Source organism: Natronomonas gomsonensis, from assembly GCF_024300825.1.
Taxonomy (GTDB): Archaea; Halobacteriota; Halobacteria; order Halobacteriales; family Haloarculaceae; genus Natronomonas; species Natronomonas gomsonensis.
This window is the reverse complement of the sequence record NZ_CP101323.1, coordinates 1926810-1938728: the sequence shown is the minus strand read 5'-3', so window position 1 is coordinate 1938728 and position 11919 is coordinate 1926810. Positions and strand designations below refer to the sequence as shown.

The following is an 11919-nucleotide window of genomic DNA, read 5'->3' as shown; positions in this document are numbered from 1 at the left end:
ATGTCCGGGAACCGAGTGGAGGAACTCGAGGCCAAGGTGCGTGATTTGGAAGCGACCATCGACGGGCTAACCGACGAGTTGGTCGAAACCAAAGAGCGACTCCACGCCGTCGAGAGCGAAGTCAACATCGAAAACGACGTGCTCGAGGGTCGGATGACCCGTGCCGAAGCACAGGAGCAGACGCCCGAGCAGGAGACCGAGGAATCGGCTGACGACGGGGAAGCGTCGGCCGACGAGGTTACAAGCGAGGAGGCCGAGGAGGAGGACAACGCGGACTCCGAGTCCGGCGACGACATCATCGTCGCCTGATTCGGGGACGCCACGAGCGCCCCCATGCACATCAAAGAGCTCGTCCTTGACAACTTCAAGAGCTTCGGCCGTAAGACGCGAATCCCGTTTTACGAGGACTTCACCACGATTAGCGGTCCGAACGGCTCCGGAAAGTCCAACATCATCGACTCGATTCTGTTCGCGCTCGGATTGGCCCGCACGTCGGGCATCCGCGCGGACAAACTCACAGACCTCATCTACAATCCGGGTCACGATGACGCCGACGACGGCTTCGCCGGGGAGCGCGAGGCCGCCGTCGAGGTCATCCTCGACAACGCCGACGGCACGCTCTCCCGAGACCAGGTCGTCTCCGCCGCCGGCTCGGAGAAGGTCGGCGATGTCGAGGAGATTTCGATTCGCCGACGGGTCAAACAGACCGACGAGGACACCTACTACTCCTATTACTACCTCAACGGTCGGTCGGTGAACCTCTCCGACATCCGCGATTTGCTCGCACAGGCGGGCGTGACCCCCGAAGGGTACAACGTCGTGATGCAGGGGGACGTGACCGAAATCATCACGATGACGGCCGGCAACCGTCGGGAAATCATCGACGAAATCGCCGGCGTCGCGGAGTTCGACGCCAAGAAGGCCGACGCCTTCGAGGAACTGGAGACGGTCCAAGAGCGCGTCGACGAGGCGGAACTCCGCATCGAGGAAAAGGAGACGCGGCTGGACCAACTCGAAGACGAACGGGAGACGGCGCTCGAATACAAGGACCTCAAAGACGAGAAAGCCGAGTACGAAGGGTATCAGAAGGCCGCGGAACTCGAGGACAAACGCGAGGAGTTCGAAGCCGCGACCGAGAAACGCGAGGAGAAAGCGGCCGAACTGGAAGACCTCCAGCGCGAACTCGACGAACGGCAGGGGAAAGTCACTCGCCTCGAGGAGGACCTCGCGGACCTCAACGCCGAAATCGAACGGAAAGGCGAGGACGAACAGCTCGCCATCAAGCGAGAAATCGAGGAGATAAAGGGCGAGGTTGCGCGACTCGAAGACAAAGTCGAGGCCGCAGAAGAGCGTATCGAGGACAGCGAAGCCAAGCGGCGACAGGCGTTCGTCCAAGTCGACCGCAAACAGGAGAAAATCGAGGACCTCGAAGCCGACATCCGAAACAAGAAGGTCGAGAAGTCCTCGCTGAAGGCCGACGTACAGGAGAAGGAGTCCGAACTCGAAGCCGTCGAGGCCGAAATCGAGGCCGTCGACACCGAGTACGAGGAGGTTCGCGACGCCTTGGAGGCCAAACGCGAGGCGATACAGGAGGCCAAAGACGAGCGCAACGACCTCCAGCGAGAACAGGACCGCCTTCTCGACGAATCCAGACGGCGCTCGAAGGAGGAACGCGAGAAGCGCGAGGAAATCGAGGCCGCCGAGGACCGACTCCCGGAGCTGGACGCCGAACTCTCGGACCTCGAAAACGAACTGGAGAAAGCCGAAGCCAACCGCGGAACCATCACGGAAGTCGTCGAGGACCTCCGCGAGGAGAAGCGCGGCTTACAGGAAGACCTCGAATCCGTCGAGGACGACCTTTCGGCGAAACAGCAGGAGTACGCCGAACTGGAGGCTCGCGCCGGCGAGAGCGGCGACACCTCGTATGGACGGGCGGTGACGACGATTCTGAACGCCGAGATGAACGGCGTCCACGGCACCGTCGGGCAGTTGGGCGGCGTCTCCGCCGAGTACGCGACGGCGTGTGAGACCGCTGCTGGCGGGCGGTTGGCGAACGTCGTCGTCGACGACGACGGCATCGGCCAGCGCTGTATCGAACATCTCAAATCCAGAAACGCCGGCCGAGCGACGTTCCTGCCGATGACGGAGATGCACAGTCGGTCGCTGCCGTCGGCGCCCGACCTGCCGGGCGTCATCGACTTCGCGTACAACCTCATCGACTTCGATTCGGCGTATTCGGAGGTGTTCTCCTACGTCGTCGGCGACACCCTCGTCGTCGAGGACATGGAGACCGCCCGCGATTTGATGGGCGATTTCCGACTCGTCACGCTGGACGGCGACCTCGTCGAGAAGTCGGGTGCGATGACCGGTGGGTCGAAATCCGGCTCCCGGTACTCCTTTACGAAGAGCGGAAAGGGCCAACTCGAACGGGTCGCCGAACGTATCACCCAACTGGAGGACGAAAAGCAGTCGATTCGTGAAGACATTCGCGACGTGGAGGAACGACTCGACGGCGCCCGCGACCGCCAATCCGACGCCGCGGAGACGGTCCGTGACATCGAAAACGACATCGAGTCAGTCGAAAGCGAACGGCAGTCAGTCGAGTCGAAAATCGAGCGGCTCGAAGACGAACTCGCCGACATCGAGGACGAACGCGAGGACGTGAAATCCGAGATGGCGGCCGTCGAGGACGACATCGAGGCGAAAAACGAGGAAATCGAAGGGTTGGAGGCCGAAATAGAGGAGTTAGAGCAGGAACTCGCCGACTCCGACATCCCGGAGTTGACGAGCAAAGCGGAGGAAATCCGCGAGGAGATTTCCGACCTCGAAGACCGGATGGACGATCTCGACGGCGACCTCAACGAACTCGAACTCGAAAAGCAGTACGCCGAGGAGGCAATCGAGGAACTCCACGACGACATCGAGACGTCCCAGAATCGGAAGGCAGAGGCCGAAGACCGCGTCGTCGAGTTGGAGGAGGCTATCGCCGACGAGGAGGAGAAACTCGAAGCAAAGGAGGAGGCCGTCGCGGAACTGGAAGACGAACTCTCGGAGTTGAAGGGCGAACGCGAGGAACTGAAGGGCGAACTCGCCGACGCGAAGGCTGCCCGTGACGAACAGAAAGAGCGGGTCTCCCGCGTCGAGTCGAAACTGGCGGACATAGAGGAGAAACTCGAGCGCCTCGAGTGGGAAATCGACGAGTTGAGTTCGCAAGTCGGCGAGTACGACCCCGAAGAGATTCCGGACCACGAGACGGTTACCTCCGAAATCGCACGTCTCGAAGCCGAGATGACGGCGTTAGAGCCGGTGAACATGAAGGCCATCGACGAGTACGACCGCGTGGCCGAGGAACTCGACGATTTGGAGGAGAAACGCGACACCCTCGTCGAGGAGGCCGACGGCATCCGCGAGCGCATCGACGCCTACGAAGCGCGCAAGAAAGAGACGTTCATGGAGGCCTACGAGGGCATCAACGAGCAGTTCGAGGACATCTTCGCCCGACTCTCCAGCGGGTCCGGGGAACTCGTCTTGAAGGACCCCGAGGACCCCTTCGAGGGCGGACTGACGATGAAGGCCCAACCGGGCGACAAGCCGGTCCAACGGCTCGATGCGATGTCGGGCGGCGAGAAATCGCTGACTGCGCTGGCGTTCATCTTCGCCATCCAGCGGTACAATCCCGCGCCGTTCTACGCGCTCGACGAGGTCGACGCGTTCCTCGATGCCGCCAACGCCGAAATGGTCGGCGAGATGGTCGAGGAGTTGGCGGGCGACGCCCAGTTCGTCGTCGTCTCTCACAGGTCTGCGCTTCTGGAGCGCTCGGAGCGCGCAATCGGCGTGATGATGCAAGACGAGAACGTCTCGGCGGTGACGGGTATCGACCTGTCGTCGGGGGAGGTGCCGGCGGATGACTAGCGAGGACGACCGCAGGGAGTCCTCGGAGAAATCGAGCGGCGACGAACGGAGTCGCAAGCGAAGCGACCCGCGAGATAGCGAGAATCGACCAGAGAGAGATTCTCGGGAAACGCGAACCGACGGCGGCGCGGCCGAGGAGATTCCGCTGAACATCGCGGGCCACGACGAGGAGAAGCGAAAGCGGGAGGCAGACGGCGTCGAAGCGAACGGTGACGCGGAAGCCACCGACGAACCCGAAGACGACGAATCGGTGCTCTCGGAGTTCGACGTCTCGGACCCGCGGGAAGCCGACGACGACGAGGTCGAACCCGTCGAGTTGCTCGTCCAGTTGGCCGACGACGGCGAAATCGACCCGTGGGACATCGACGTGGTGACGGTGACCGACAAGTTCCTCGACCGCCTCGACGAGGCGGATTTACGAACCGGCGGGCGGGCGCTGTTCTACGCGTCGGTGCTGTTGCGGATGAAAAGCGACGCGATGTGGACCGACGACGAACCCGAAGACGAGTGGGACGAAGAGCCCTGGGAGACGGCCCCTCCGGAGGAGGGCGGACCCGCCGTCGACCCCTTCGAGCAGTTGGAAGCCGAGATGGACCGCCGCATCGAGCGGAAGCGGGCCCGAGGGATGCCCCAAACGCTCGACGAGTTGGTGCGTGACCTCCGGGAGCACGAACGGGAGACGTGGTGGAAGGAGTCGAGAACGTACGACACCTCCGAGTCGCCGTCGGGCTTTTCGCGCGGGACTCAGACGCTGGATTACCACGGCGCTGACGACCTTCGGATGGACGACGAACCGACGGCCGACGACGTGACCGGGACGGCCCACGACGAACACATGGAGGACATCATCAACGATGTGTACGTCGAACTACAGGGCCACTACGACCAGGGACGCGAGGAGGTGCTGTTCGCGGAAGTCCGGGAGGCCGGCGGCTCCCAGGTCAACACGTTCCTCGGATTGCTGTTTCTCGCCCACCGCGGGCAGGTTCGTCTCCAGCAGGACGAACTGTTCGGCGATTTGTGGGTGCAGGACCCCGCCGCCGTTCCCGCCGAAGAGGCCGCTCCCGCCGACGACTGACAACCGAACCCCTTTCGAAAAACCCCTGCAACGTTTGCCGGTACGTTTATGTGTTGGAATGTGGTAGAGAATATCACACATGACACCAACCCGAATCAGAGAACGACTGGAGGAGACTCGCGGTCGGGTCGACCCCGACGACGTCGTGACGGCGCTGACGTACGTCCGTGAGGATGGCCGTCAGCGATAATCGCCGAGAAGGAGTTTCAGTTGCTCGCGGTTTTCGTGGCCGATAGCCTCGGCCGGGGTGTTGATAGCGCCGTCCAGCGCCGACCGACAGTCGCAGTCACAGTCGCTGTCGACCGCCCCGACGACGGCGTCCAAGAGGTCGCTCATCGACTCCTCGTTGGCCGCAGCGTGACCGAGTACCGTCTCCAGTGAGACCTCCTCTTCGTCGTGCCACACGTCGTAGTCGGTGATGCCGGTGACGGCGGCGTAACACAGTTCGGCTTCGCGTGCGAGGTGGGCCTCCGGCACGGTCGTCATTCCGATGAGGTCGAAGCCGCGTTCGCGGTAGAACTCGCTTTCGGCCCGCGTGGAGAACTGCGGTCCCTCGATACAGACGTAGGTGCCGCCGTCTTCGACCTCCGCGTCGGTGGCGTCCGACGCCTCGACTAGCGCTTCGGAGAGGTGCGGACAGTACGGATCGGCCATCGAGACGTGGGCGACGACGCCGTCGCCGAAGAACGACCGCGGTCGGTCGCGGGTCCGGTCGAACAGTTGATCGGGGACGACGAGCGTCCGCGGGGAAAGCGACTCCCGGAGGCTGCCGACGGCGTTCGTGGCGACGACGTGGTCGACGCCGGCCTGCTTCAGCGCGTGGATGTTCGCCCGATACGGGACGTTCGTCGGGTCGTACTGGTGGTTCCGGCCGTGTCGCGGGAGGAAGGCGACCTCCTGCCCGTCGACCTCGCCCACCTCCAGCGGCGCGCTGGGTGGCCCGAACGGCGTCTTGGCGCGCTCTTCGTAGGTGTTCTCGAAGCCGAGCGACTCGTAGATGCCGCTGCCACCGATGATGCCGAGCATGGACGGCGTTTCGAGCGGGTGGTACTTCGGTGTATGTCCCGCCGCTGGCTTCCGACCGGGGGACGCCTCCGAGCGATACTCACGTGCCGGTATCTCGTCGAGGGCGCATCCACGCTCATCGGTTCCGCTTTGTGGTCTCGTAGCGCTCGCGAACCGACTCGAACAGTTCACGGCCGCGAGCCGTCGACAGCCGTGGTTCGCCGGTGGCGAAGAACTCGTCGAGGTCGTCGAACTCCTCGAAGTGAGGATTGTCGGCGTCGGGGTCGTAACGCTGGTTTCGTTCGTAAACGAGTGCCTGCAGACAGGTGTCGAGGATGTCCATGTCCTTGACGAACCGGGCTTCGGCGGTGTCCCGGGCCTCGTACTCCTCCCAGGTTTCGTGTATCTCCTCGCCGAGCGCCGCGAGCGGGCCGGCCATCGCCTCGCGTTCACGGCGCTCCTTCTCCTCGGCGTCGACGGATTGGGCACCGGCCTCGGCGCGGGTGGCGATGTCGCCGGTTTCGGCTTCGGCCACGTCGTGGACGGCGGCCATTGTCAGCGCCCGCTCGCGGTCCACCTCGGGCGGACAGAAGCGGGCGACGAGCAGCGCGACGCCCCACGTGTGGGCCGCGACCGACTCGGGGGCCTCGATGCCGCGGAGTTGCCAGCCGGTTCGGGTCTCGTCTTTCAGGGCGTAGGCCTCGACGAGGGCTTCCAGCGAGTCGGACACGTCAGGCCAGTCGCCAGCGGTCCTCGCCGACCCGTTCGGCGGCGTCCCGGCGGACCATCTCTTCGAGAACCTCGTCGAGGCGGTTCGGTTGGGCGATTTCCATGCCGATGCGCTCGACGCGGTGATACTCCGCGAGGTAGTGTCGGATGTCTCCCCGGGTGAACGTGTCGGCGTCGGCTTTCTCCATGACGCCGCCGATGAGGTCTATCATGTCCTCGATGAAGTTCCACGGATAGACGACCCACGTCCACTCCTCTAGGCGCTCGCCGACGAACTGGGGTTCGAACTCGCTGGTCTGGAGCAACTGCAGCGTCGCGGTTCGGACTTCCGAGGCACCGCGGTCGGTGACGTACTCGTGGGCCCGCTCGATTGAGCCGCCGGTGTCGGCGATGTCGTCGATGACGAGGACGTTCTTGCCCTCGACGCTGCCCTCCGGCATCGGGTAGCGAACGGTCGGTTCCTCCGCCTTCTCGCCGGTGCCGACGTAGTGTTCCATCTTCAGGCTCGTCAAGTCGTCCATGCCGAGGAAGTCACAGATACAGCGGCCGGCGAACCAGCCGCCCCGCGCGAGTGCGACGACGACGTCCGGTTCGAACTCGGCGTCTTTCACCTGATTCGAGACACCGCGGCACAGCCCGTAGATGTACTCCCAGTTGGTAATCGTACACTTGAACTCGTCCGGGAGGTCACTCATACCGGGTGGGAGGTACGCCGGTGTCGTTAATCTGTCCGTCCGCCGCGGGGCGAACGTCTATGTCCCGGCCGACCGAGACCCCGGCCATGCCCGACTTCGAGCGCTTCGACCACGAGAACCACATGGCCGAGGCCATCGACCTCGCCCACGAGGCGGTCGACCGCGGCGACCGACCCTTCGGTTCGGTGCTCGTCGTCGACGACGACATCGTCATGCGCGAGTCCAACCGCGTCCTCACCGAAGACGACGTTCGCCGGCACCCGGAACTCCACCTCGCCTACCGGGCGCTTCGAGAACTCGACGCCGACACTCGGGCCGAGGCAGTCATGTACACGAGCACCGAACCCTGCCCGATGTGTAGCGGCGGGATGCGGTACGCCGGGTTCGGCCGGGTCGTCTACAGCGTCGGCGCCGACGAAGTCGTCGAATTCGCCGGCGGCGAACCCGCGACACGCGCCTCGGAGATACTCGACTGCCCGGTCGTCGGTGGCGTCGCAAACGAGGCCGGCCGCGCCGTTCACGAGTCGTTCTGGTAGGTATGTGTGCGGATGACACTCTGCCACTTCACTTAACAAACCCGCGCTCCGTGGCGGGTGTATGGACACGCGACGTGCGCTCTTGGTCGACGCCTTCACCAGCGAACCGCTTTCGGGCAACGCCGCCGGCGTCGTTCCCGATGCCGAGGGACTCGACGGCGAGCAGATGCAGGCGATGGCGAACGAACTCGGGGCCTCCGAGACCGCCTTCCTGCTGCCGAGCGACGATGCCGACCGCAAGGTCAGATACTTCACGCCGACACAGGAGGTCGACCTCTGTGGCCACGCGACGATAGCGAGTCACGGCTTTCTCGCCGAGGAGGGCGAACTCGGCGACGAGGCCACGCTGGAGACGAACGTCGGCGTCCTCGACATCGACATCGAGGACGGAACGGTGTGGATGACACAGGACACCGCCGACGTGGAACGGGTCGACCTCGACTACCAGCGAGTCGCCGATGCCCTCGGTGCCGACCCCGCGACGCTCGAAGACATCGGCGCCGACTTACCGTTGGCGACGGCCACAACGGGTCTTCCGTTCCTCGTCGTGCCCGTGAACTTCCTCGAGGGGGTCTCGAACCTCGACCCCGATATGAGTGCCGTCGCCGAGTTGACCGACGAGTTGGGCGTGACCGGCGTCTACGCGTTCACGTTCGACGCTCTCGACGCCGATTCGACGCTCCACGGACGGATGTTCGCGCCCGCGGCGGGCGTCGACGAAGACCCCGTCACTGGAACCGCCTCGGGCGCTGTCGGCGCGTACCTCCGTGAGGTTCGCGCCTTCGACGGCGAGTTACCCGAGGAGATGACCTTCGAACAGGGACATTTCATTGACCGACCCGGCACTGTTCGGGTGCGGGCGAGAGCCGATCCCGTCTCGGTCGGCGGACGAGCGGTGACGGCACTCGATGGGTCGGTCGTCGTACCGGAGTTCGAGGCCGACGACATCATCGAGGCGTGAGAGCTGCCGACACGGCTTGAAAAGAGTTTTATCGACGCCGTGGCACGTGTCGATAGCTTCGGTCCCCGAAGCACGAACCGCCCGCCAACCGACCCTCCCGACCCTCCAATGGACGAGACACCACCACACGACGGTATCGACAGACGAACGTATCTCGGCGGCGCAGCACTGGTCGCGACGACGGCGCTCGCGGGCTGTTCCGCCCCCTTCGGCAACGGCGACGACGGCAACGAAAGCGACGGCAACGGCGACGACGGCATCGACCCCGAGGAAGTCGGTAACTCGCCGACGGTGAGTTTCGCGATGGCACAGGACGAAAGCCGGGTCGTGACCGCGACCAGCGACGGCCCCGACGAACTCACCCGCGAGAACGTCGAGTTGCGCATCGACGGCGAGGCCATCGCCGACGGGTCGGCGTTCTCCGGCGACGGCGACACCATCGTCGAGGGCGACAGCGCGGCCGTCTACACCGCCGACGGCGAGGTGGCGGCCGCGGCATCGGCGCCCGAAGACGCCGGCGGAATCGAGGTTGGCCGCCGCGTGCAGGTCGTCTGGACCGGCGGCGCAAACCTCGTCGTCGGCGACCACGAACTCGAAGAGAGCGACTGACCGAAACGGCCCGATTGCGGCGGTTCGGCGGTCGAATGCCGGCATCTCTCGGCTATCGGTCCCGACAATCCTTGTCGCCGAGATTCGCTTCGGAACCTTCTTTAGCGACTCGGCGGTTCTCTCGGATACAAGATGGCTGTACTCTGGCTGGACGAAATCGGGTCCGACGACCTCGGGTCGGTCGGCGGCAAGGGCGCCTCGCTCGGCGAGATGACCGCCGCGGGGCTGCCCGTTCCGCCCGGTTTCGTAGTTACCGCAGGGACATACCGAACGTTCATCGAGGAGACCGGCATCGACGAGGAGCTGTTTGAGGCCGTCGACGTCGATTCCGAGGACTCGACCGCACTCGCCGAAGCGGAGGCGAAAGCCAAGGAACTCATCCTCGAGACGAAACTCCCCGACGAAGTCCGTGACGGCATCCTCGCGGCCTACGACGACCTCGAGGAGGGCGAATCCTTCGTCGCGGTCCGGTCGTCGGCGACCGCCGAGGACCTCCCGGACGCCTCCTTCGCCGGGCAACAAGAGACGTTCCTCAACATCACCCGCGAGGACCTCGTCGACCGCGTGAAGCGCTGTTGGGCCTCGCTTTTCACCCAGCGTGCGATTTACTACCGCAACGAACAGGGGTTCGACCACGATGTCGTCGACATCGCGGTCGTCGTCCAGCAGATGGTCGACGCCGAGAAGTCCGGCGTGCTGTTCACCTCCCACCCCTCGACCGGCGAGCCGAAAATCATCATCGAGGCGGCGTGGGGCCTCGGCGAGGCTGTCGTCTCGGGGTCGGTTTCCCCCGACAACTACGTCGTCGACCGCGACACCGGCGAGGTTCTGGAGACGACCGTCGCCGACAAGAAAATCGAGATGGTCAAAGACCCCGAGACCGGCAAGACCATCGAGCAGGACGTCGAAGACGACCGTCGCAAAGCGCAGGTGCTCGATAAGTCGGAAATCGAGAAACTCGTCGACATCGGCGAACGTGCCGAAGACCACTACGACGAACCACAGGACATCGAGTGGGCGATTATCGACGGCGAAGTGTACATGTTGCAGTCCCGCCCCATCACGACCATCTCCGAGGGCGCCGCAGAGAGTGCGGCCGCCGACGGCAACGGCGGCGACGTGCTCGTGAAGGGCCTCGGTGCCTCACCGGGCATCGCCTCCGGCCCGGTTCGCATCGTTCGCAAACTCGACCAACTCGACAAGGTCGGCGAGGGTGACATCATCGTCACAGAGATGACGACGCCCGACATGGTGCCGGCGATGAAACGCGCAAGCGGCATCATCACCGACGAGGGCGGCATGACCAGCCACGCCGCCATCGTCGCTCGCGAACTCGGCGCACCTGCGGTCGTCGGGAGCGGCGACGCCACCGAACTCCTCGGCGACGGACAGGTCGTCACGTTGGACGGCGACAAGGGAACCGTCACCGAGGGCGCAACCGAACCCGAAGAGGAGACGGATGCCCTCGACGATGTCAGACCCCAGAACCCGGTCAAGCCGATGACGGCGACGGAAGTGAAGGTCAACGTCTCGATTCCGGAAGCCGCCGAACGCGCCGCCGCGACCGGCGCCGACGGCGTCGGCCTGCTCCGCATGGAGCACATGATTCTCTCGACGAACAAGACGCCCGAACGCTACATCGACGACCACGGCGTCGACGCCTACGTCGAGGAAATCGTCGAGGGCGTCCGCGGCGTCGCCGACGAGTTCTACCCCCGACCCGTCCGCGTTCGGACGCTGGACGCCCCGACCGACGAGTTCCGCCAACTCGAAGGCGGCGACGACGAACCCCACGAACACAACCCGATGTTGGGCTATCGGGGCATCCGCCGGAGTCTCGACCGCCCCGACGTCTTCGCCCACGAACTCGAAGCGTTCCGCCGACTCTTCGACATGGGCTACGACAACGTCGAAATCATGTTCCCGCTCGTCAACGACGCCGAGGACGTCATTCGGGCCCGGAACCTCATGGGAGAGGCCGGCATCGACCCCGAAAAGCGAAACTGGGGCGTGATGATAGAGACGCCGGCCTCGGCGCTGGGCGTCGAAGCGATGGCCGAGGCGGGCATCGACTTCGCCTCCTTCGGGACGAACGACCTCACCCAGTACACGCTTGCTGTGGACCGCAACAACGAACACGTCGCCGACCGCTTCGACGAACTCCATCCCGCCGTGTTGAAACTCATCGGCACCACCATCGAGACCTGCCGCGAACACGACGTCAACACGTCCATCTGCGGACAGGCCGGGTCGAAACCCGAGATGGCGCGGTTCCTCGTCAACGAAGGCGTCTCCTCGATTTCGGCGAACATCGACGCCGTCCGCGATGTCCAACACGAAGTCAAACGCGTCGAACAGAAACTGCTGTTGGACTCGGTTCGCTGACCGCGCCTG

General features: G+C 64.5%; 10 protein-coding genes. 7 read left to right on the top strand and 3 right to left on the bottom strand.

Annotated elements, in window-relative coordinates:
- The 3 genes from NMP98_RS10440 to NMP98_RS10430 are packed head-to-tail and all read left to right on the top strand — an operon-like array spanning position 1 to position 4990.
- Positions 1 to 309 (top strand): DUF7518 family protein, encoded by a 309-nt coding sequence (locus NMP98_RS10440; protein ID WP_254857507.1) that lies wholly within the window; start codon positions 1 to 3, stop codon positions 307 to 309.
- Between the two features lie 24 nt (positions 310 to 333).
- A complete protein-coding gene (gene smc / locus NMP98_RS10435; protein ID WP_254857506.1) occupies positions 334 to 3912 on the top strand; it encodes a chromosome segregation protein SMC in 3579 nt (1192 codons plus the stop codon).
- Entirely contained in the window at positions 3905 to 4990 is a 1086-nt protein-coding gene (locus tag NMP98_RS10430; protein ID WP_254857505.1) for a segregation/condensation protein A, read from the top strand. Before smc ends, NMP98_RS10430 begins: the two co-directional genes overlap by 8 nt.
- Before the next feature lie 180 nt (positions 4991 to 5170).
- On the opposite strand, the gene mtnP is transcribed toward NMP98_RS10430, so the two are convergent.
- The 3 genes from mtnP to NMP98_RS10415 form a co-directional block, all read right to left on the bottom strand.
- On the bottom strand, positions 5171 to 6016 hold the full coding sequence (gene mtnP, locus NMP98_RS10425; RefSeq protein ID WP_254857504.1) for an S-methyl-5'-thioadenosine phosphorylase: 846 nt from the start codon (positions 6014 to 6016) through the stop codon (positions 5171 to 5173).
- A 115-nt stretch (positions 6017 to 6131) separates the two neighbouring features.
- On the bottom strand, positions 6132 to 6725 hold the full coding sequence (locus tag NMP98_RS10420) for an HD domain-containing protein (RefSeq protein WP_254857503.1): 594 nt from the start codon (positions 6723 to 6725) through the stop codon (positions 6132 to 6134).
- A gap of 1 nt (position 6726) precedes the next feature.
- The gene (locus NMP98_RS10415) at positions 6727 to 7419 is read right to left on the bottom strand and encodes a phosphoribosyltransferase (RefSeq protein WP_254857502.1); all 693 of its coding nucleotides are present in this window, start codon (positions 7417 to 7419) and stop codon (positions 6727 to 6729) included.
- Positions 7420 to 7505: 86 nt separating this feature from the next.
- Here NMP98_RS10415 and NMP98_RS10410 point away from each other — a divergent pair, with 86 nt between their 5' ends.
- From NMP98_RS10410 to ppsA, 4 genes are all read left to right on the top strand, one after another.
- Positions 7506 to 7955, top strand: a complete 450-nt coding sequence (locus NMP98_RS10410; RefSeq protein WP_254857501.1) for a nucleoside deaminase — start codon at positions 7506 to 7508, stop codon at positions 7953 to 7955.
- A gap of 61 nt (positions 7956 to 8016) precedes the next feature.
- A complete protein-coding gene (locus NMP98_RS10405; RefSeq protein WP_254857500.1) occupies positions 8017 to 8916 on the top strand; it encodes a PhzF family phenazine biosynthesis protein in 900 nt (299 codons plus the stop codon).
- A gap of 108 nt (positions 8917 to 9024) precedes the next feature.
- A complete protein-coding gene (locus tag NMP98_RS10400; RefSeq protein WP_254857499.1) occupies positions 9025 to 9525 on the top strand; it encodes a hypothetical protein in 501 nt (166 codons plus the stop codon).
- A 132-nt stretch (positions 9526 to 9657) separates the two neighbouring features.
- Positions 9658 to 11910: a phosphoenolpyruvate synthase gene (gene ppsA, locus NMP98_RS10395; protein ID WP_254857498.1), complete on the top strand. Its 2253-nt coding sequence runs from the start codon at positions 9658 to 9660 to the stop codon at positions 11908 to 11910.
- Positions 11911 to 11919 lie beyond the last annotated feature (9 nt).

Bases quoted from the DNA above. Each gene is read 5' to 3' on its own strand.
- NMP98_RS10400 (WP_254857499.1), top strand. From the start codon at position 9,025: ATGGACGAGACACCACCACACGACGGTATCGACAGACGAACGTATCTC.
- smc (WP_254857506.1), top strand. From the start codon at position 334: ATGCACATCAAAGAGCTCGTCCTTGACAACTTCAAGAGCTTCGGCCGT.
- NMP98_RS10440 (WP_254857507.1), top strand. From the start codon at position 1: ATGTCCGGGAACCGAGTGGAGGAACTCGAGGCCAAGGTGCGTGATTTG.
- NMP98_RS10410 (WP_254857501.1), top strand. From the start codon at position 7,506: ATGCCCGACTTCGAGCGCTTCGACCACGAGAACCACATGGCCGAGGCC.
- mtnP (WP_254857504.1), bottom strand. From the start codon at position 6,016: ATGCTCGGCATCATCGGTGGCAGCGGCATCTACGAGTCGCTCGGCTTC.
- NMP98_RS10415 (WP_254857502.1), bottom strand. From the start codon at position 7,419: ATGAGTGACCTCCCGGACGAGTTCAAGTGTACGATTACCAACTGGGAG.
- ppsA (WP_254857498.1), top strand. From the start codon at position 9,658: ATGGCTGTACTCTGGCTGGACGAAATCGGGTCCGACGACCTCGGGTCG.
- NMP98_RS10405 (WP_254857500.1), top strand. From the start codon at position 8,017: ATGGACACGCGACGTGCGCTCTTGGTCGACGCCTTCACCAGCGAACCG.
- NMP98_RS10430 (WP_254857505.1), top strand. From the start codon at position 3,905: ATGACTAGCGAGGACGACCGCAGGGAGTCCTCGGAGAAATCGAGCGGC.